General features: G+C 66.6%; 16 protein-coding genes. 6 read left to right on the top strand and 10 right to left on the bottom strand.

The annotated features are described in order from the left end of the window. Nucleotides 1–11 precede the first annotated feature (11 nt). Complete coding sequence (locus ACWPW1_RS18165) at nt 12–1,373, top strand: MFS transporter (RefSeq protein WP_454253604.1); 1,362 nt, start codon at nt 12–14, stop codon at nt 1,371–1,373. On the opposite strand, the gene ACWPW1_RS18170 is transcribed toward ACWPW1_RS18165, so the two are convergent. Then, the gene (locus ACWPW1_RS18170; RefSeq protein WP_454253605.1) at nt 1,370–2,656 is read right to left on the bottom strand and encodes an MFS transporter; all 1,287 of its coding nucleotides are present in this window, start codon (nt 2,654–2,656) and stop codon (nt 1,370–1,372) included. The two genes, ACWPW1_RS18165 and ACWPW1_RS18170, sit on opposite strands and share 4 nt — an antisense overlap. A 224-nt stretch (nt 2,657–2,880) precedes the next feature. After that, a complete protein-coding gene (locus tag ACWPW1_RS18175; RefSeq protein ID WP_454253606.1) occupies nt 2,881–3,765 on the bottom strand; it encodes a LysR family transcriptional regulator in 885 nt (294 codons plus the stop codon). A gap of 85 nt (nt 3,766–3,850) precedes the next feature. On the opposite strand from ACWPW1_RS18175, the gene ACWPW1_RS18180 reads away from it, so the two are divergent. The 4 genes from ACWPW1_RS18180 (at nt 3,851) to ACWPW1_RS18195 (ending at nt 7,244) form a co-directional block, all read left to right on the top strand. Beyond that, nucleotides 3,851–4,183, top strand: a complete 333-nt coding sequence (locus ACWPW1_RS18180; RefSeq protein ID WP_173149018.1) for a DMT family transporter — start codon at nt 3,851–3,853, stop codon at nt 4,181–4,183. 78 nt (nt 4,184–4,261) lie between these two features. After that, nucleotides 4,262–5,437 carry an FAD-dependent oxidoreductase gene (locus tag ACWPW1_RS18185; RefSeq protein WP_454253607.1) on the top strand — a complete coding sequence of 392 codons (1,176 nt, stop codon included), beginning with the start codon at nt 4,262–4,264 and terminating at the stop codon, nt 5,435–5,437. Then, a complete protein-coding gene (locus ACWPW1_RS18190; protein WP_454253608.1) occupies nt 5,434–6,249 on the top strand; it encodes an aldo/keto reductase in 816 nt (271 codons plus the stop codon). The genes ACWPW1_RS18185 and ACWPW1_RS18190 overlap by 4 nt, the downstream gene beginning before the upstream one ends. A gap of 98 nt (nt 6,250–6,347) precedes the next feature. Further along, nucleotides 6,348–7,244, top strand: a complete 897-nt coding sequence (locus tag ACWPW1_RS18195) for a hypothetical protein (protein ID WP_059316030.1) — start codon at nt 6,348–6,350, stop codon at nt 7,242–7,244. A gap of 13 nt (nt 7,245–7,257) precedes the next feature. Here the strand turns inward: ACWPW1_RS18195 and ACWPW1_RS18200 are convergent, their stop codons facing one another. Continuing rightward, nucleotides 7,258–8,001 carry a TIGR00266 family protein gene (locus tag ACWPW1_RS18200; protein ID WP_059316031.1) on the bottom strand — a complete coding sequence of 248 codons (744 nt, stop codon included), beginning with the start codon at nt 7,999–8,001 and terminating at the stop codon, nt 7,258–7,260. Nucleotides 8,002–8,205: 204 nt separating this feature from the next. On the opposite strand from ACWPW1_RS18200, the gene ACWPW1_RS18205 reads away from it, so the two are divergent. Next, nucleotides 8,206–10,563 (top strand): FdhF/YdeP family oxidoreductase, encoded by a 2,358-nt coding sequence (locus tag ACWPW1_RS18205; protein ID WP_454253609.1) that lies wholly within the window; start codon nt 8,206–8,208, stop codon nt 10,561–10,563. 301 nt (nt 10,564–10,864) lie between these two features. Here ACWPW1_RS18205 and ACWPW1_RS18210 read toward each other — a convergent pair whose 3' ends face one another. The 7 genes from ACWPW1_RS18210 to ACWPW1_RS18240 all read right to left on the bottom strand — a co-directional run bounded on the left by ACWPW1_RS18210 (nt 10,865) and on the right by ACWPW1_RS18240 (nt 19,478). After that, the gene (locus ACWPW1_RS18210) at nt 10,865–11,173 is read right to left on the bottom strand and encodes a chaperone modulator CbpM (RefSeq protein ID WP_017640778.1); all 309 of its coding nucleotides are present in this window, start codon (nt 11,171–11,173) and stop codon (nt 10,865–10,867) included. Continuing rightward, complete coding sequence (gene cbpA / locus ACWPW1_RS18215) at nt 11,173–12,117, bottom strand: curved DNA-binding protein (RefSeq protein WP_454253610.1); 945 nt, start codon at nt 12,115–12,117, stop codon at nt 11,173–11,175. The genes ACWPW1_RS18210 and cbpA overlap by 1 nt, the downstream gene beginning before the upstream one ends. A gap of 64 nt (nt 12,118–12,181) precedes the next feature. Continuing rightward, the gene (locus tag ACWPW1_RS18220; RefSeq protein WP_454253611.1) at nt 12,182–13,189 is read right to left on the bottom strand and encodes a transporter; all 1,008 of its coding nucleotides are present in this window, start codon (nt 13,187–13,189) and stop codon (nt 12,182–12,184) included. A gap of 117 nt (nt 13,190–13,306) precedes the next feature. After that, nucleotides 13,307–14,809, bottom strand: a complete 1,503-nt coding sequence (lysS, locus tag ACWPW1_RS18225) for a lysine--tRNA ligase (protein ID WP_454253612.1) — start codon at nt 14,807–14,809, stop codon at nt 13,307–13,309. Between the two features lie 68 nt (nt 14,810–14,877). Continuing rightward, nucleotides 14,878–15,973 (bottom strand): peptide chain release factor 2 gene (prfB, locus tag ACWPW1_RS18230; RefSeq protein ID WP_313648259.1). Its coding sequence is split into 2 segments (ribosomal slippage): nt 14,878–15,900 and nt 15,902–15,973, totalling 1,095 coding nucleotides; the frame shifts between segments, so codons are not numbered across the junction. Between the two features lie 99 nt (nt 15,974–16,072). Continuing rightward, nucleotides 16,073–17,695, bottom strand: a complete 1,623-nt coding sequence (locus ACWPW1_RS18235) for an MFS transporter (RefSeq protein WP_323149479.1) — start codon at nt 17,693–17,695, stop codon at nt 16,073–16,075. A gap of 109 nt (nt 17,696–17,804) precedes the next feature. Further along, nucleotides 17,805–19,478 (bottom strand): GMC family oxidoreductase, encoded by a 1,674-nt coding sequence (locus tag ACWPW1_RS18240; RefSeq protein WP_454253613.1) that lies wholly within the window; start codon nt 19,476–19,478, stop codon nt 17,805–17,807. Between the last annotated feature and the right edge of the window lie 112 nt (nt 19,479–19,590).

A 19,590-nucleotide genomic window follows, 5' to 3' on the forward strand; every position in this document is an offset into this window, starting at 1 on the left:
AGGTCATTCCCATGTTCGAAACCACCGCTCCCCAGGGCGCCGCTGGCGACGCCTTCGAAAAACGTACCTACCGCAAGGTGGTGCTGCGTATCCTGCCGATCCTGCTGCTGTGCTACATCGCCGCCTACCTGGACCGGGTCAACGTCGGCTTCGCCAAGCTGGACATGCTCGACGACCTGGGCTTCAGCAACACCGTCTACGCGCTCGGCGCCAGCATGTTCTTCTGGGGCTATTTCCTCTTCGAGGTCCCCAGCAACCTGCTGCTGCACCGCTACGGCGCGCGCTTCTGGATCGCCCGCATCATGCTGACCTGGGCCATCGTGTCCATGGCGGTGGCCTTCACCCAGCCGCTGGCGCACGCGCTGGGCATGCAGTCGAGCACGCTGTTCTATACCCTGCGCTTCCTGCTCGGCATCTGCGAGGCAGGCTTCTTTCCCGGCGTGGTGCTCTATCTCAACTACTGGTTCCCGACCCAGCGCCAGAGTCGGGTGATGTCCGGTTTCCTGGTTGCCCTGCCCTTCAGCCTGAGCTTTGGCGGCGTGCTTTCCGGCTGGCTGATGAGCAGCCTGCACGACTGGTACGGCCTGGCCGGCTGGCAGTGGATGCTGCTGGTGGAAGGGGTGCCCTCGATCATCATGGCGGTGGTGGTGTTCTGCTGCCTGAGCGACAACATCGACAAGGCGCCCTGGCTGGACGCCCGGGAAAAGGCCCTGCTCAAGCGCAACCTGGACCAGCACAACGCTGGCAAGGCGTCGCGGCTGAGCGAGGTGTTCTTCAACCCGCGGGTCTGGCTGCTGGTGTTCATCCTGCTGACCTTCAACACCGGCTTCTATGGCCTGGCGTTCTGGATGCCCTCGATCATCAAGAACGCCGGGGTCAGCGGCAGCCTGCAGATCGGCCTGCTCACCGCCATCCCCTACAGCGTCGCCCTGGTGGTCATGCTGCTCAACGCCCGCCACTCGGCGCGTACTGGCGAGCAGCGCATGCATGCGGCGGTGCCGGCCTTCGTCGGCGCCCTGGGGCTGGTGCTGAGTGCCTGGTTCATCCACAACATCGTGCTGTCGATCTTCTTCCTCACCGTGGCCGCCTCGGGGCTGCTGGCGCTGATGCCGATCTTCTGGTCGCTGCCCGGCACCCTGCTTTCCGGCGTCGCCGCGGCGGCGGGCATCGGCATGATCAACGCCATCGGCAACCTCTCCGGCTTCACCGGCTCCATGATCACCGCGACCATGGAAACCCTCACCGGCGACATCAACGGCACCTATGTGCTCGGCGCCTGTTTGTTCGTCAGCGGCCTGCTGATCCTGGCGATCCCGGCGTCGATGCTGCACCGGGCGCCGACCGCCGTGCCGCTCGACCTCAAGACCGCCTAGCCTGCCTCGGGCACGGCCGAGCGCCCGGCTCCCGCAGCGCTCGGCCGTCCTATCCCCAGCGCCATCACCGCCGCGACGATGCCGGTCAGCCCAGCCAATACCAGGGCCTCCTGGTAGGAACCGAAGTGCTCGCGCAAGGCCCCGGCGAGAAAGGCCGCGCACGCGGCGCCGAGCATGTGGCCGCAGAACACCCAGCCGAATACCACCGGCGCGCTCTTTTCGCCAAAGCTCTGGTTGGTCAGCTTGACCGTGGGCGGCACGGTAGCGATCCAGTCCAGGCCGTAGAAGATGCCGAACAGCAGCAACTGCTCGGGAGCAAAGCCGGAGAACGGCAGATAGATCAGCGAAAGCCCGCGCAGGCTGTAGTAGACGAACAGCAGGCGACGCGGATCGTAGCGGTCGGTCAGCCAGCCGGAGGCGGTGGTGCCCACCAGGTCGAAGATGCCCATCAGCGCGAGGATCCCGGCGGCCTGTACCTGAGACAGGCCGTGGTCGTGGCCCATGGCGATGAAGTGGGTGCCGATCAGGCCATTGGTGGTGAAGCCGCAGACGAAGAAGGTCAGGAACAGCAGCCAGAAGTCGCGCCGGCGGCTGGCCATGGCCAGGGTGCCGAGGGTCACGCGAAACAGGTTGCCCGGCGCGGTGGCGACCGGCGCCTGATAGTCCGCCGGGGCACCATGGGGCCGCAGGCCGACGTCCGCCGGCCGCTCGGGCAGCAGCCAGGCCACCAGCGGGATGAGCGCCGCGCTGGCCACGGCCACGGTCAGTACCACGGTCTGCCAGCCGTCATGGCTGGCGAGCTGGGCCAATAGCGGCAGGAATACCAGGTTGCCGGTGGCGGTGCTGGCGGCCAGCAGGCCCATCATCAGGCCCCGGCGGGCGACGAACCAGCGATTGACGATGGCGGCACCCAGCACCATGGCCACACAGCCCGTGCCCAGGCCGCTGAGCACGCCCCAGGTGGCGACCAGGTGCCAGGGTTCGCGCATCAGGGTGCTCAGGGCGGTGGCCAGGCTGATCAGGGTCAGGCCGCCGAGCAGGGTCCGGCGGATGCCCAGGGTCTGCATCAGGGCGGCGGCGAAGGGCCCGACCAGGCCATAGAGAAAGATGCCGATGGCGGCGGAAAGCGAGACCGTCTCGCGACTCCAGCCAAAGGTCTCCTGCAACGGCAAGAGCAGTACGCCCGGGGTGGACCTCACCCCGGCCGAGACCAGCAGGGCGAGAAAGATCAGTGCCAGGACGACGAAGACATAGCGCTGGCCGAGGGCGTGAAGTGGGGTCATGGCGATCGTCACGGGCGGGGAAGGGATGAGTCGAGTATTGCAGTCCTGGCGAGCTGGCGCTGGTCAAGCTGCCCCACGGATCTGGCCAGAATGGGACTTTCGTTGGCATGGGTCGTGGGCGAGTGCTGGGAGTCCGTCTTGTTGGGCTTCGCTGCGCTCAGCACCAACCTACGGGCGATCCGGGTAGGTTGGGTTGAGCGAAAGCGAAGCCCAACACATCGATTTCAACCAATCGCCCGCAACTCCTCCGCCAGCCGCTGGGCCAGCCAGCGCGCCGCCGGCCCCGGCGCGGCATTGCGGCGCCAGGCCAGCTCCACCACCAGCGCCGGCGGCACCCAGTCGCAATCCAGCTCGGCCAGCAACCCCTGGTAGGAGGGATAGCGCGCCACGTGCCGCGGCAGCCAGCCCCAGCCCAGGCCGCGCATCAGCAGTTCGGCGAGCAGATAGAAGCTGTCGGCGCGCCAGACCTGGGGCGCGATCTGCTCGCCACCGGGATAGGGATTCTCCAGCGGCGCGATGAGCAGCTGACGGTGGCGGGCCAGTTCGCGCCGCCCTACCCCGCGCTGGCTGGCCAGGGGATGCTGGGCGCCGCAGGCGGTGACCTGGGCGACATCACCCAGGGCCTGGCGCTCCAGGGCCTGGGGCATGTGCTCATGGCGAAACAACAGGCCGAGGTCGGCCTGGTTGGTCAGCAGCTTGCGCGCCACATCGCCCTGGGCGCCGCTGGTGAGCTGGACTTCCAGGTGCGGGAAGGCCGCGGCCAGGGCGTCCAGCGCATCGAGCACCGGCTGGTAGGGCATGGCTTCGTCCAGCGCCAGGCGCAACAAAGGCTCCTGACCGGCGCAGAGGGCCTGGGCACGGCTGTCCAGCCGCTGGCATTGACGCAGGACCTCCCTCGCCTCCTCCAGCAAGGCCAGACCAGCCGCGGTGATGACCGGCGTACGACCATTGCTGCGCTCGAACAGCGCGACGCCCAGATCGGTCTCCAGCAGGGCGATGGCGGTACTCACCGCCGACTGCGCCCGTCCCAGACGGCGCGCCATGGCGGAGAAGCTCGCGCCCTCGGCGACGCCGACGAAGATCTCCAATTGCTCCAGATTCCATTGCACGACCCATCTCCTCGACGGATAGGTATCAACTTTTACCTATCGCAGATTAAGCGAAGAATGGGCGCATTCGACAGGAGGAATCATCATGAGCGGATACATCTACCTGGCCATCGCCATCGCCGCCGAAGTCGTCGCCACCACCTCCATGAAGGCCATCAGCGGCTTCAGCAAGCCACTGCCACTGTTTCTGGTCATCACTGGCTACGGCCTGGCCTTCTGGATGCTGACCCTGGTGGTGCGTAGCATCCCCGTGGGCGTCGCCTACGCCATCTGGGCCGGGCTGGGCATCGTGCTGGTCAGCATCGCTGCGGCGTTTCTCTACGACCAGAAGCTGGACCTGCCGGCCATGCTGGGCATGGGGCTGATCGTCGCCGGGGTGGTGGTGATCCAGCTGTTTTCGGGCAGCACCGGGCATTGATGAGGGGCAGGACATTACACGTAGCGTGTAAAATTCCACGTAATGTGTAATGTCCTCGCTTTCTACTAGGTCTCGTTCATGTCCCAACCCTGGTCCACCGATATCCTCATCGTCGGCGGCGGCGTCGCCGGCCTCTGGCTCAACGCCCGTCTGCGGCGCGCCGGCTACGCCACCGTGCTGGTGGAGACCGGCGCCCTGGGCGGCGGCCAGAGCGGCAAGTCCCAGGGCATCATCCACGGCGGCACCAAATATGCCCTGACCGGCATGCTCACCGGTGCCTCCGAGGCCATCGCCGACATGCCGCGGCGCTGGCGCGAAAGCCTGGCCGGCAGCGGCGAGCTGGATCTTTCCGGCGTACGCCTGCTCTCCGAAGCCCACTACCTCTGGTCGCCGGGCAGCCTGGCCGGCAACCTCACCAGCTTCTTCGCCAGCAAGGCGGTGCGCGGGCGGGTGGATGCCGTCAAGGGCGACGAACTGCCCCCGGCCCTGCGCGACCGCGCCTTCAAGGGCAAGGTCTATCGCCTGGCCGAGCTGGTGCTGGATGTGCCCAGCCTGGTCGCGCGCCTGGCCGAACTGGCCGGCGACAGCCTGCTGGCCGGGCATGACCTCCAGCCCCTGCGCGAAGAGGGCGAACTGACCGGTCTGGTAGTGGACGGCCAGGCCATCCGCGCCCGCCGTATCGTGCTCACCGCCGGCGCCGGCATGGCCGATCTGCTCCAGGCGCTTCACCTCGAACAGCCGGCCATGCAGCGCCGACCGCTGCACATGGTGGTGGTCAAGGGGCCCATGCTCAAACCCCTCTATGCCCACTGCCTGGGCGGCGGTCCCAAGCCGCGCCTGACCATCACCAGCCACCCCACCGCCGACGGCCAGTGGCTGTGGTACCTGGGCGGCGACCTGGCCGAGGCCGAGGGCGTGGCCCGTGAGCCAGACGCGCAGATCGCCATGGCGCGGGAAGAACTGCAGCGCCTGCTGCCCTGGATCGATTTCGCGGGCGCCCAGTGGGCGACCCTCAGGGTGGACCGTGCCGAGCCGGCGCAATCCGGGCTGGTGCGGCCGGACAACGCCTTCCTCGCCGAGGAAGGCCGCCTGCTGGTGGGCTGGCCGACCAAGCTGGCGCTGTCGCCGGACCTGGCCGACCGGGTCCTGGCCCATCTCGACCGTGACGGTATCCGGCCGGGACAGCATCCCACCCTGCCCGCCCACCCGCAGCCACCAGTGGCCGCGCCCTTCTGGGAGGAATTGCTGCCATGAGCCTGCGCGACCTGCACGGCCTGCACCGCGCCCTGGGTAGCACCGGTCTCCAGATTTCCCCCCTAGGCCTGGGTACGGTCAAGTTCGGCCGCGACCAGGGTGTGAAGTACCCCAATGGCTTCACCATCCCCGACGACCGCACCGCCGCCGACTTGCTGAGCCTGGCCCGCGAGCTGGGCATCAACCTGCTGGACACCGCTCCCGCCTATGGCCGCAGCGAAGAACGCCTGGGCCCGCTGCTGCGCGGCCAGCGCCAGCACTGGGTGATCGCCAGCAAGGTGGGTGAGGAGTTCGAAGGCGGGCTGTCCAGCTTCGACTTCAGTCCGGCGCACACCCGTCGTTCGGTAGAACGCAGCCTGAAGCGCCTGGAAACCGATTGGCTGGACCTGGTACTGGTGCACTCCGACGGCAACGATCTGAGCATTCTCCAAGACAGTGGCTGCTACGAGACCCTGGCCGAGCTCAAGCGCGAAGGCCTGATCCGCGCCTTCGGCTTTTCCGGCAAGACCGTCGCCGGCGGCCTCAAGGCGTTGGAGACCGGCGATTGCGCCATGGTCACCTTCAATCTCAACGAAGACGCCGAGATCCCGGTGATCCAGGCCGCCGCCGCCCAGGGCAAGGGCATCCTGATCAAGAAGGCCTTGGCCAGCGGCCATGCGGTGCTGGGCGCCGGCCAGGATCCGGTGCGGGCGAGCTTCGCCCGGGTCTTTGGCGAGCCGGGGGTGACCAGTGCGATAGTCGGCACTATCGATCCCCTGCACCTGTCACATAATGTCCGTACCCTGGCCGACGTGATCACCGCTCGGCCCTGATCCAGAGCCTTTCGCTGAACCCTTGCTTCCGTTCGCTGGACGCGCCATCCGGTCGCCCCGGATGGCGCGTCCGCGGCACACAACAACAGGAGTCGGCCATGCCCCAGCTCATCGCCCGCCACAACCCCAAGGCGTTCAAGACCCTATCGCTCGCGGTGGAGGCCAATCACGACGGCCTCAGCTACCAGGCCCTCGGCCAGCCGCTGAATTTCAGCGAGATGCTGGAGCGGCGCCAACCGATCGAAATCGCCGACGCCCAGCAGTTCAGTGCCAAGCTCGCCAATCTGGGCGTCTCGGTCCGCCTCACCCTCAACTGGCAGGGCCAGGATCACTGGCTGCTGGTGCGCCAGCGCCGGCCCGATCGCGGCGACGTGGTGCTCAAGCTGATCTCCGGCTATATCCCGACCCACGAACTGGCCCTGCCGCTGCTCACCGCCGTGCAGGAGGTGGCCGAGGAATGCCTGATCGAGACGCCGCGCGGCTGGCTGGCCGGACGCTTCGCCGACACCTGGCTGCCGACGCCCTATGCCCCCGCCCTGCCCTATCGCGAGGACGTGGCCTTCCGCCTGACCCCGCGCTCGGGGGCGGCACGGCCGGTGCGCTGCGGCAGCCTGGCGCTACTGGAGCGTCCGCGCGCCTATGTGCACACCCCCACCGCCTCGCTCCAGCTGGTCTACGACCTGTTGCTGGAGTTGCCCAAGGAGTGCAAGGCGCCAAGCCTGTTCCACGTCGACGAGAAGATCGAGAACGGCCAGTTGCTCGCACGTCTCGCCCGCCAGCGCCCGGATCTCTATCTGGTCGCCCTGGACGACGGCAAGCCCACCGGTGAGCTCTATACCCTGTCCGCCGGCCAGCGCCTGCCCGTGTCGACCCGCGGCCTCTGGCTGTCGGAAAGCTTCGCCCGTCAGGACGGCTGGCTGGTCCATGACAGCCGGGTGCGCTGGCGCGACTGGCTGGAGCGCATGGCGCCGCAGAGCGCCCTGCAGCGGGCCTAGGACACGAGAGGAATCAGTCGCCCCCCGCGCGGCGTTCACCGGTGACGCCGCCGGCCGCGGCCTGGACACGGCCGGCTAGCCGCGAAAAGGGCAGCGTCTGGATCCACACGGTGCCATGGCCGCTCAGGGTCGTCAGCACCAGACCCTCACCGCCGAACAGCATGCTGCGCAGCCCCCCGGCCAGCTTGATGTTGTAGTCGATGCCACTGGTGAAACCCACCAGGCAGCCGGTATCCAGGCGCAGCGTTTCGCCCCTTAGCTCCTTGCGGATCACCGTGCCCCCGGCATGCACGAAGGCCATGCCATCGCCTTCCAGCCGCTGCAGGATGAAGCCCTCGCCACCGAAGAAACCGGCGCCCAGGCGGCGGGTGAAGGCCACGCCGATGCGGGTACCCCTGGCGGCGCAGAGAAAGGAATCGCGCTGGCAGAACAGGGTGCCGCCCAGAGCCGCCAGATCCAGCGGGATCACCTGGCCCGGATAGGGCGCGGCAAAGGCGACGTGGCGCTTCTCCCGGCCCTCATTGGTGAAATGGGTCATGAACAGCGACTCCCCGCCAAGCATCCGCTTGCCGGCGCCCCAGAGCTTGCCGAGCAGCCCGGCGGAGCCATCGCCCATACGCGCGGTGAAGTCGATGTCGGCCTCCATGTAGGTCATGGCACCGGCCTCGGCGATCACCGTCTCGCCGGGATCGAGACCGATCTCCACGGCCTGCAGGGATTCGCCGAGGATGCGATGGTCGAGGATATGGCTGGCCATTATGGGCTTTCTCGGTAGGTGCGGAAGCGTCCAGCCTAGCAGCCGCCAGCCGCCTTGGCGCGCCTCTTCAGGTCACTGAACGGCGCTTCGCTGTCGGCTCGCACTCGTCGGCCCGGCAGCCAGACGGTGGAACGCCAGCCCGCTTCCAGGGTTCACCTCTAGGTACCCGCCGGCTTCCTGTCCGGCTCAGTTCCAGAGGTGAACATGACCAAGCAATCCGCCCATTCCCCCGCTCAACCCCTGCACGGCACCCAGGAGCACGGCAGCGCCGGGGGCTGGGGTGCGCTCAATGCCGTGACCCAGCACCTGAGCCGCCAGAAGGTGTTGATGCGCGGCAACAAGGCATTGCTGACCATGAACAAGCCGGGTGGCTTCGACTGCCCGAGCTGCGCCTGGCCTGATCCGAAGACCCCGCATACCTTCGAATATTGCGAGAACGGCGCCAAGGCAGTGGCCTGGGAGGCCACCCGCAAACGCACCACCCCGGAATTCTTCGCGGCCCATACCCTGACCGAACTGCGTACCTGGACCGACCATGACCTGGAAGACCAGGGCCGTCTCACCCACCCCATGCGCTACGACGCCGCCAGCGACACCTACCGCCCGGTGAGCTGGGCGGACGCCTTCGCGGAGATCGGTGCCGAGTTGCGTGCCCTGGATGATCCCTGGAAGCTGGAGCTTTACACGTCAGGCCGTTCCTCCAACGAAGCCGCCTTTCTCTACCAGCTGTTCGGCCGGCTCTACGGCATGAACAACTTTCCCGACTGTTCCAACATGTGCCACGAGACCACCACCACCGCCATGCCGGAGAGCATCGGCGTCGGCAAGGGCACCCTGGACCTGGAGGATTTCGCCCAGGCCGACGCCATCTTCATCATCGGCCAGAATCCCGGCACCAACAGCCCGCGAATGATGAGCGAGCTGCACGATGCCGTGCACCGCGGCGTGCCCATCCTCACCTTCAATCCGCTGCGGGAAAAGGCCCTGGTGCGCTTCGCCTCGCCACAGGCCGTGCGCGACATGGCCTTGCCGGGTGGGGGCGTGGCCATCAGCTCCCAGTACCACCAGGTGCGTATCGGCGGGGATATGGCGGCCATGCAGGGGCTGTGCAAGGTCGTCATCGAGGCTGACGACGAGGCGCGCCGCAGTGGTGCCCCCCGCATCCTCGACGTGGCGTTCATCGAACAGCATTGCGTCGGCCTGGAAGCCTTCGCCGAACACTGCCGAGGGCTGAGCTGGGAGCGCCTGGAGCGCTATTCCGGCCTGACCCAGGCGGCCATGACGGAAGCGGCCGAGGTCTACATGAAGGCCGACCGGGTGATCGCCTGCTGGGGCATGGGCGTGACCCAACACCGCCGCGGTGGCGATGTCCTGCAGCAGATCATCAATCTGTTGCTGCTGCGTGGCAACGTCGGCAAGCCTGGCGCGGGGCCCTGCCCGATCCGAGGTCATTCCAACGTCCAGGGCGACCGCACCGTGGGCATCTATCAGAAACCCAAGGAGCCCTTCCTGGCCCGCCTCGACCAGGCCTTCGCCTTCCGCGCGCCGCGCGAGGGCGGTCATGACGTGGTGGAATGCTGCGAGGCCCTGCTGCGCGACGAGCCCCAGGCCTTCATCGGCCTGGGCGGCAACTTCTTCCGCGCCATTCCCGACATCGAGCGGGTAGCACCCCATGTCGCCAACCTGCGCCTGACGGTACAGATCGCCACCAAGCTCAACTGGAGCCATACCCTGCACGGCCGCAGCACCTTCCTGTTGCCCTGCCTGGGCCGCACAGAACGCGATGTGCAGGCCAGCGGCGTGCAGACCATTACCGTGGAGGACTCCATGTCCATGGTGCATGGCTCCACCGGCAGCCTGGAGCCGGCCTCGCCGGAGTTGCTGTCGGAGATCGCCATCGTCGCCGGCATCGCCAAGGCGACCCTGGGCGAACGCCATCCCCATATCGATTGGGACGCCCTGGTCGGCGACTACGCGCTCATCCGCGACAAGATCGAAGCGGTGCTGCCCGAACAGTTCGCCGACTACAACGCCCGCATCGAACAGCCCGGAGGTTTCCGCCTGCCCAATGGTGCCCGTGAGCGACAGTGGGATACACCCAACGGCAAGGCCAACTTCCTCTTTCCTGGCGACGTGCTGGACGAGGACGACAGCCCGCCGGATGCCGAGCACCTGCAGCTGATGACGATCCGCAGTCACGACCAGTTCAACACCACCATCTACTCCAATCGCGACCGCTACCGCGACATCGACGAACGCATGGTGGCCATGCTCAGCCCCGAGGACATGCGCCGCCATGAGGTGCAGGAGGGTGATTTCATCGACTTCATCGGCGCCGCCCTGGACGGCATCTCGCGCCGCGCCGGCCCCTTCAAGGTCATCGCCTACGACGTACCGGCCGGTTGCTGCGCGGCCTACTACCCCGAAACCAACAGCCTGGCGCCCCTGGCCAACCACGACACCCGCAGCCATACCCCGGCGTCGAAGTCTCTACCGGTGCGGATCGAGCGGCTCAGTCAGGAACAGGCGATGCAGCGAAGGGGCTTGATCGCGGCGGGATAGTTTCTTTAGGTGTTAGTGCGAAGGACATCGCGGCCATGGGCCGCTCCTACGTAGGCCGATGCTCCTGTAGGAGCGGTCGCTACGGCGTCCCGGCATGGCCGTAATTAGATAGAAACCATACGTTGGAAACCTCTATCCGGCTCCCTTACCCCAACCCTCTCCCAAAGGGAGAGGGGACGCTTCGGTGCAGACGGGAGTTCCGTAGGTTGGGTTGAGCGCAGCGAAGCCCAATAGCCAGACGCGGCCCCCACCCTTTGAGCTTCGCCGATGGAGCCGTCTCAACCCAACCTACGTGGGCCGGTCAGACGTCTCGGAGCTCTCCCGCGAAGCGCTCCAGCCGTCTACGCAGGCGTTGGTTCTCGCGGCGCAGCTCTTCCACCTCATCCAGCAGATGCAGGGCCAGGGCGGTTGCGGACCAGTCCAGGTCCAGCTCGTGGCGCAGGCGTACAGCGCGACGGGCGCGGTGCAGGGCACCGGTGTCGAAATGCCACTCGGCTGGGCGCTTGCCGCGCTGGGGCGCCAGGATGCCGTGCTCGACGATCTCCACCACCACGGGCTCACTCACCTCGCAGAGCACGCAGAATTCCTGCAGGACGATCAGACTGCTCATCAGACTTTCCTCCAGTCTTGGCGGGGATCGAAGGCCGCCCGCTCGGCCAGTTGACGCCACAGCGCCTGGGTTTCTTCATCGCCCTTCGGCGGCATCACGACCTTGAGCAGGGCATGAAGATCGCCCTGCCCTGCCTTGCCAGCCAGGCCCTTGCCGCGTACCCGCAGGCGGGCGCCGCTCTGGCTGCCGGGCGGAATGCTCAACATGATCTGGCCATCCAGGGTAGGCACCTGCACCTTGGCGCCCAAGGCGGCTTCCCAGGGGGCAAGAGGCACGCTGACCACCAGGTCCTGACCGTCGACGTCGAACAGCGGATGAGGCACCAGCCGGATGACCAGGTACAGATCGCCTGCCTCCGCGCCACCGATGCCCGGCTCGCCCTGCCCTTTCAGGCGGATACGCTCGCCGTCGGTGCTGCCGGCGGGAATCTTGACGTTGAGGGTCTTGGTGGTCTCGCCGACGCGCCGGCCCAGCTCGTCGCGCTGCGGCAGTGAAAAGCTCAGCGGCTTGGTACTGCCGACCTGGCTCTCTTCGAGAAACAGCGGCAGCTCAAGTTCGATGTCGCGGCCACGGCGAGCGAAGCCACCCTGCTGCGAGCGTCCGGCAGCGCCGAACAGCGACTCGAAGAAATCGGAGTAGTCCTGGCCAAAGCCGGCGTGGGGATCGCTGTAGTCGGCGCCCGACCCCGGCTGCCAGTCTGGCGGCACCTGGAAGCGCTCGCCTTGCTGCTGATAGCGGCGGACCTGATCGTATTCGGCGCGCTTGTGTGGATCGCGCAGGACGTCATAGGCCTCAGCCACCTCCTTGAAGCGAGCCTCGGCATCGGCCTCCTTGCTCACGTCGGGGTGGTACTTGCGCGCCAGCTTGCGATAGGTGGTCTTGAGGGTCTTGTCGTCGACGTCGGGGGCGACGCCGAGCACCTCGTAGTAGTCCTTGAAGTCCATCGCGGTCTCCAGTGGGGGTTCCCCTAGAGACCGCGCGGCGCCTGCAACGGTTGCATGACGCCGGTCAGTCGCCGCGCTTGCGAAAGGCCAGGCTGCCGGCCAGCACCGTGAAGGTCGCCACCAGCGCCACCAGGATCCAGAAGCCGTGGGGCGAATCGGAGAGCGGGATGCCGCCGACGTTCATGCCGAAGAAGCCGGCGATGATGTTGATCGGCAGGGCCAGCACCGTGACCAGGGTCAGGGTGAACAGGGTGCGGTTGGTCTGCTCGGCGGAGGCGGCGCCGATCTCCTCCTGCAACAGCTTGAGACGTTCCACCAGGGCGGCGAGGTCGTCCAGCACCCGGTCGAATTCCTCGGTGGCCTCGCGCAGGGTCTGGATGTCGTCGCGGCGCAGCCAGGCGGGCGGCCGGTTGAGCAACCGCAGCAGCGAGCCCGGTTCCAGGGCCAGCAGCCGCTGCAGGCGTACCAGGGCGCGTCTCAGGCTGCCGAGTTCGGCGCGACTGGCAGACAGCCGTTGGGACAGCAGCCGATCCTCGATGGCGTCCACCTTGACCGTGGTGTCGCGGATGATGCCGGTCAGCACATCGGCCTGGTCGCGCAGCAGATGAACCAGCAGTTCCAGGGTCGAGCCGAAGCCCTCACCACGACGCACCGCATGGCGCAGCCGATCCACCGAACGTAGCGGCTGGGCCCGGGCGGTCACCAGCAGGCCCGGTCGCGCGCAGGCCCAGAGGGTGGCGACATCCACCGAGACCTGACCGTAGGCCAGGGTCACATCGTTCACCACCCCCAGCAGGGTGTCGTCGGCCGGCTCCAGGCGGGTCGAGTGGGAACCGGCGTGCAGGGATTCGAAGAACTCCTCCGGCAGCCCCAGGTGCTCGCGCATCCAGCGCTCGGCGGCGGCATGGGCCAGGTTGAAGTGCAGCCAGCGAAAGCCACCCTCTTCCGCGTCCCAGGGATCTTCCGGCGCCATGGTCAGCGCCTGCCCCGGCTGACCGGAGGTGAAATGGTAGGCGTAGAGCAGCCCCAGCCGTTCGGCGGCCGGATGCAGGGGGATCAACGTATTGGTCATGACTACCTGCGGAGGAACGCGACATCAGGGCTCTGTTAGCAGGTCCGGATGAACCTTTGATGACAGAGCCCCGAGTCAGCAGGTGCCAGCGGCGCCCCCGGAAAGGAGGCGCGGCGCTTATTGCGGACGCATGTGCGGGAAGAGGATGACGTCGCGGATCGACGGCGAGTTGGTCAGCAGCATCACCAGGCGGTCGATGCCAATGCCCTCGCCAGCGGTGGGCGGCATGCCGTATTCCAGGGCGTTGATGAAGTCGGCGTCATAGTGCATGGCCTCGTCGTCACCGGCGTCCTTTTCCTGGACCTGCAGCATGAAGCGCTCGGCCTGGTCTTCGGCGTCGTTGAGCTCGGAGTAGGCGTTGGCGATCTCGCGGCCGCCGATGAACAGCTCGAAGCGATCGGTGACGCTGGGATTGTCGTCGTTGCGGCGCGCCAGCGGCGAGACCTCGAAGGGGTACTCGGTGATGAAGTGCGGCTGCTCCAGCTTGCTCTCCACCAGCTCCTCGAAAATCATCACCTGCAGCTTGCCCAGGCCTTCGTGGCCGAGGACCTTGGCGCCGGCCTTCTTGGCGATGGCGCGCGCCTTCTCGACGTCCTGCAGGTCTTCCGCGGTGATGTCCGGGTTGTACTTGAGGATGGAGTCGTACACCGACAGGCGCACGAAGGGCTCGCCGAAGTGGAACACCTTGTCGCCATAGGGCACGTCGGTGGTGCCGAGCACGGCCATGGCCAGTTCGCGGAACAGTTCCTCGGTGAGGTCCATGTTGTCGCGGTAATCCGCATAGGCCTGGTAGAACTCGAGCATGGTGAACTCGGGATTGTGCCGGGTCGAGACGCCTTCGTTACGGAAGTTGCGGTTGATCTCGAAGACCTTCTCGAAGCCACCGACCACCAGCCGCTTGAGGTACAGCTCCGGCGCGATACGCAGGAACATAGCCATGTCCAGGGCGTTGTGGTGGGTCTCGAAGGGCTTGGCCGCCGCGCCGCCGGGAATGGTCTGCAGCATGGGCGTTTCCACTTCGAGGAAACCCCGCTCCATGAGGAAGCGGCGGATGTGGGCGATGACCTGGGAGCGCACGCGGAAGGTCTGGCGGACGTCCTCGTTGACGATCAGGTCGACATAGCGCTGGCGATAGCGCAGCTCGGTGTCGGTCAGGCCGTGGTGCTTGTCGGGCAGCGGGCGCAGCGACTTGGTCAGCAGGCGCACGTCGCTCATGTTGACGTAGAGATCGCCCTTGCCGGAGCGGGCCAGGGTACCTTCGGTGGCGATGATGTCGCCCAGGTCCCAGGTCTTGACCGCTTCCAGGGTCTCGGCCGGCAGGGTCTTGCGGTCGACATAGACCTGGATGCGCCCGCTGGTGTCCTGCAGCACCATGAAGGCACCGCGGTTGAGCATGATGCGGCCGGCTACCTTGACCTTGATGCCTGCGGCTTCCAGCTCTTCCTTGGTCTTGTCGGCATACTGCTTCTGCAGGTCACCGGCCAGGCTGTCGCGACGGAAGTCGTTGGGGAAGGGAATGGCCTGCTGGTCGCGCAGTGCGGAAAGCTTTTCCTTGCGCTGGGCGATCAGCTTGTTGTCTTCCTGTTCCTGGGCTTGGGGGTCTAGGGGTTGTTCGCTCATGTCTGCTGTTTACCTGGGGAGTGCTTGCCGTAGGAGCGGCCATGGCCGCTCCTACAGGAAATGATGGATTAAACGCCCTGCTTGAGGCTGGCTTCGAGGTATTCGTCCAGATCGCCGTCGAGCACCTTGTCGCAATCGCTGCGTTCCACGCCGGTGCGCAGATCCTTGATCCGCGAGGCGTCGAGCACATAGGAACGGATCTGGTGGCCCCAGCCGATATCGGACTTGGAGTCTTCCAGGGCCTGGGACGCGGCATTGCGCTTCTGCATTTCCAGCTCGTACAACTTGGCCCGCAGCATCTTCATGGCGGTGTCCCTGTTGGCATGCTGGGAGCGCTCGTTCTGGCACGCCACCACGGTATTGGTGGGCACGTGGGTGATCCGCACCGCGGAGTCGGTGGTGTTCACGTGCTGGCCACCCGCGCCCGAGGAGCGGTAGGTGTCGACGCGCAGATCGGACGGGTTGATCTCGATGTCGATGTTGTCGTCGATCTCGGGAGAGACGAACACCGCGGTAAAGGAGGTGTGGCGACGGTTGCCCGAGTCGAAGGGACTCTTGCGCACCAGGCGGTGCACGCCGATCTCGGTGCGCAGCCAACCGAAGGCGTACTCGCCCTTGATGTGCACGGTAGCGCCCTTGATGCCGGCGACTTCACCTTCGGACAGCTCGACGATCTCGGCGCTGAAGCCATGCTGGTCGGCCCAGCGCAGGTACATGCGCAGGAGCATGTTGGCCCAGTCCTGGGCCTCGGTGCCGCCGGAGCCTGCCTGGATGTCCAGGTAGCAGTTGTTGGGGTCCATCTCGCCGCTGAACATGCGGCGGAATTCCAGCTTCTCGAGGATGCCACGCAGGCGCTCCACCTCGGCCGCCACGTCATCGACCGCGCCCTGGTCTTCCTCTTCGGCCGCCATTTCCAGCAGGTCGCTGGCATCGGCCAGGCCGCCGGTCAGCTCGTCCAGGGTGCCGACCACCTGCGCCAGCTGGGCACGCTCGCGGCCGAGATTCTGGGCGTACTCGGGCTTGTTCCAGACGTTGGGGTCTTCGAGCTCACGCTCCACTTCGACCAGACGATCCTGCTTCAGATCGTAGTCAAAGATACCCCCGAATGGTCTGGGTGCGGCTGGTGAGGTCCTTGATGCTGGTGACGATCGGGTTGATTTCCATGGGGGAAACACTCGCGAGAAAAGCTGTGGAAAAGCTCGCGAGTATACCCCAATCGGCGGCGAAACTCAGCGGGCGGCGGGGTACGCCGCCCGCTGCGTCTCAATCGGCGTCGAGGTCGCGGTGGCGGGTTTCCGGCAGGCACAGCAGGCCCACCACCAGGCTGACGCCGGTGATCAGCACCGGGTACCAGAGGCCGTAGAAGATGTCGCCGGTATAGACCACCAGGGCAAAGGACACCGTCGGCAGGAAGCCGCCGAACCAGCCGTTGCCGATGTGGTACGGCAGCGACATCGAGGTGTAGCGGATGCGGGTGGGAAACAGCTCCACCATCAGCGCCGCCAGCGGTCCATAGCAGAGGGTGGCGATGAGGATGAGGGCGAAGATCACCGCCACCACCATGGGCTTGTTGACCTGCGCCGAGTCGGCCTTGGCCGGATAGCCGGCGGCCTGTACCGCGGCGCGCAGGGCCGGCTCGTCGTAGCCGACGATGACCTTGTCACCGACGTTGACCTGCACCGCGTCCCCTGGTGCCGCGGCCACGCTGCTGTAGGGCAGGCCACTCTTGGCCAGCAGTGTCTTGACCCGGTCGCAGGGACTGTCGAAGCGCGCCTTGCCCACCGGGTCGAACTGGAAGGTGCAGGTGGCCGGATCGGCGGTGACCACGATGGGTGCCTGCTGGCTGGCCTGGTAGATCTGCGGGTTGGCGTAGTGGGTCAGGGCCTTGAACAGCGGGAAGTAGAGCACCGTGGCCAGCAGCAGGCCGAGCATGAGGATCGGCTTGCGCCCGACCTTGTCCGACAGCCAGCCGGCGATGACGAAGAAAGGCGCGCCGAGGATGACGCTGACGATCAGCAGGTTGTTGGCCAGCACCGGGTCCAGCTTGAGGGTCTGGGTGAGAAAGAACATCACATAGAACTGCGACAGGTAGAAGGTCACCGCCTGGCCGCCATTGATGCTGAACAGGGCGATCAGCACCACCTTGAGGTTGCTCCAGTTGGTGAAGGAATCGCGGATCGGCGCCTTGCTCTGCTTGCCCTCGGCCTTCATGCGCAGAAAGGCTGGCGACTCGTGCATCGACAGGCGGATCCAGGTGGAGATCGCCAGCAGGAAGATCGACAGCAGGAACGGCAGGCGCCAGCCCCAGACCTCGAACTGGTCACCGGTCAGGTAGCGGCAGACCAGGATCACCACCAGCGACAGCAACAGGCCCAGGGTCGCGGTCGATTGCAGCCAGCTGGTGTGGGCGCCGCGCTTGCCGGGCGGCGCGTGCTCGGCGATGTAGGTGGCGGCCCCGCCATATTCGCCACCCAGGGCCAGGCCCTGCAGGAGGCGCAGCAACACTAGGATGATGGGCGCGGCCACGCCGATGCTGGCATAGGTGGGCAGCAGGCCGACACCGAAGGTGGCGATGCCCATGAGGATGATGGTGGCGAGGAAGGTGTACTTGCGCCCGACCATGTCGCCCAGGCGACCGAACACCAGGGCGCCGAAGGGCCGCACCACGAAACCGGCGGCAAAGGCCAGCAGGGCGAAGATGAAGGCGGTAGTGTCGTTGACGCCGGCGAAGAACTGCTTGCTGATCACCGCTGCCAGGGCGCCATAGAGAAAAAAGTCGTACCACTCGAAGACGGTCCCCAGGGACGAGGCGAAGATCACCTTGCGTTCTTCGCGGCGACTGCTGGCCGCGCTGGGTTGTACCCGGGGTTGGGCATAGTCGGACATCGCACGTTCTCCTGACCCGGGATCGCCGGGCTGATTGTTGTTATGGGCGACAGCTACTACGGTGGAAACGGCGGGAGGCCCCGCCGTCGGTGAAACCAGCTAATAGAAACTAGGCAGCCGAGACCCGCTCGGGTCGGGCCAGCGCCGCGGGCAGCTCGGTCACGCCCTGCTCGCGGGCCTCGGCCAGCATGAAGGTCGCCGCCTGCTCGGCGATCATCAGCGTTGGCGAACAGCTGTTGCCCGAGACCAGGGTCGGCATGATGGAGGCGTCGGCCACTCGAAGGCCCGGAATGCCATGCACCCGCAGGCGGGCGTCCACCACGGCATCGGTGCCCTGCCCCATGCGACAGGTGCCGGAAGGATGGAAGATGGTGGTGCCGATGGCCCCCGCGGCCTGCTGCAACTCCGCCTCCGTCTGATAGGCCGGGCCCGGCAGATACTCCTCGGGTCGATAGGCCGCCAGTGCCGGCGCGGCGGCGATGCGCCGGGTCAGGCGGATGGCGTCGGCGGCCACCTTGAGATCCTCCGGCGCGCTGAGGTAGCGCGGCTGGATCAGCGGCGCGGCCTGGGGGTCGGCGCTGCGGATGGCCACCTGGCCACGACTGGCCGGTCGCAGGTTGCACACCGAGGCGGTAAAGGCGGGAAAGCCGTGCAGCGGCTCGCCGAAGCGCTCCAGCGACAGCGGCTGCACGTGATACTGCAGATTGGCCGAAGTTTGCTCCGGATCGGAACGGGCGAAGGCGCCCAATTGGCTTGGCGCCATGGCCAGGGGACCACTGCGACTCCAGAGATACTCCAGGCCCATGCCCAGCTTGCCCCAGAGACTGCCGGCCAGGGCATTGAGGGTCGGCACGCCATGCACCCGATAGATCAGCCGCAGTTGCAGGTGATCCTGCAGATTGCCGCCGACCCCTTCCAGCCGATGCTGGACACCGATGCCCAGCCCTTCGAGCAGGCCGCGCGGACCGATGCCGGAACGCTGCAGCAGGGTCGGCGAGCCGATGGCGCCGGCGCAGAGCACGATCTCCCGGCGCGCCACCAGGCGCTGGGGCTCGGCCTGGCCCGGCAGGCGCGCCAGCACCGCCCGCGCCCTGCCCTCCTCCAGCAGTACCCGCTCCACCTGGACACCCGTCAGCACCTGCAGATTGGCGCGCTGGCGGATCGGCTTGAGAAAGGCCTTGGCCGCATTCCAGCGCACCCCATTGCGCTGATTGACCTGGAAATAGCCGCAGCCTTCGTTGTCGCCGGTGTTGAAGTCCTCTACCGGCTCGATGCCAGTCTGGTCGGCCGCACTGCGAAAGGCGTCGAGCAGCGTCCAGTGCAGGCGCTGGCGCTCCACGCGCCACTCGCCCCCCGCGCCATGAAAGGTCGAGGCGCCATCGCAGTGATCTTCCATGCGCTTGAACAGCGGCAGCACGTCCTGCCAGCCCCACCCCGGATTACCGGCGGCGGCCCAGCCGTCATAGTCACGGGCCTGGCCACGCATGTAGATCATGCCATTGATGGAGGAACAGCCGCCCAGCACCCGACCGCGCGGATAATTGAGCGCCCGGCCGCCCAGGCCCGCTTCCACCTCGGTCTTGAAGCACCAGTCGGTGCGCGGATTGCCGATGCAGAACAGGTAGCCGACCGGAATGTGGATCCAGGGATGGTTGTCGCGCCCGCCCGCTTCCAGCAGCAGTACGCGATGGGCCGGATCGGCGGACAGTCGATTGGCCAACAGGCAGCCGGCCGGACCGGCACCGACGATGATGAAGTCATATTCCGCAGCAGGACCGGGCATGACGTTCCCTCGCTTTTTTGTTGTTGTGGTCCCTATCCTAGTGTCGTCATCCGCGAACAACAGTCGCAGAAAACGGGCAACGGCTGTGCATTTCTGAACAGCGCCCAGCAAG

It is taken from the genome of Pseudomonas sp. Marseille-Q7302 (assembly GCF_965111925.1).

What these genes read in the sequence shown, in the direction of transcription:
- ACWPW1_RS18200 (WP_059316031.1), bottom strand. Translation starts at nt 8,001, where the DNA reads ATGGCCAGCCATATCCTCGACCATCGCATCCTCGGCGAATCCCTGCAG.
- ACWPW1_RS18180 (WP_173149018.1), top strand. Translation starts at nt 3,851, where the DNA reads ATGAGCGGATACATCTACCTGGCCATCGCCATCGCCGCCGAAGTCGTC.
- ACWPW1_RS18190 (WP_454253608.1), top strand. Translation starts at nt 5,434, where the DNA reads ATGAGCCTGCGCGACCTGCACGGCCTGCACCGCGCCCTGGGTAGCACC.
- cbpA (WP_454253610.1), bottom strand. Translation starts at nt 12,117, where the DNA reads ATGGACTTCAAGGACTACTACGAGGTGCTCGGCGTCGCCCCCGACGTC.
- ACWPW1_RS18170 (WP_454253605.1), bottom strand. Translation starts at nt 2,656, where the DNA reads ATGACCCCACTTCACGCCCTCGGCCAGCGCTATGTCTTCGTCGTCCTG.
- ACWPW1_RS18220 (WP_454253611.1), bottom strand. Translation starts at nt 13,189, where the DNA reads ATGACCAATACGTTGATCCCCCTGCATCCGGCCGCCGAACGGCTGGGG.
- ACWPW1_RS18205 (WP_454253609.1), top strand. Translation starts at nt 8,206, where the DNA reads ATGACCAAGCAATCCGCCCATTCCCCCGCTCAACCCCTGCACGGCACC.
- ACWPW1_RS18195 (WP_059316030.1), top strand. Translation starts at nt 6,348, where the DNA reads ATGCCCCAGCTCATCGCCCGCCACAACCCCAAGGCGTTCAAGACCCTA.
- ACWPW1_RS18210 (WP_017640778.1), bottom strand. Translation starts at nt 11,173, where the DNA reads ATGAGCAGTCTGATCGTCCTGCAGGAATTCTGCGTGCTCTGCGAGGTG.
- ACWPW1_RS18235 (WP_323149479.1), bottom strand. Translation starts at nt 17,695, where the DNA reads ATGTCCGACTATGCCCAACCCCGGGTACAACCCAGCGCGGCCAGCAGT.
- ACWPW1_RS18165 (WP_454253604.1), top strand. Translation starts at nt 12, where the DNA reads ATGTTCGAAACCACCGCTCCCCAGGGCGCCGCTGGCGACGCCTTCGAA.
- lysS (WP_454253612.1), bottom strand. Translation starts at nt 14,809, where the DNA reads ATGAGCGAACAACCCCTAGACCCCCAAGCCCAGGAACAGGAAGACAAC.
- ACWPW1_RS18240 (WP_454253613.1), bottom strand. Translation starts at nt 19,478, where the DNA reads ATGCCCGGTCCTGCTGCGGAATATGACTTCATCATCGTCGGTGCCGGT.
- ACWPW1_RS18185 (WP_454253607.1), top strand. Translation starts at nt 4,262, where the DNA reads ATGTCCCAACCCTGGTCCACCGATATCCTCATCGTCGGCGGCGGCGTC.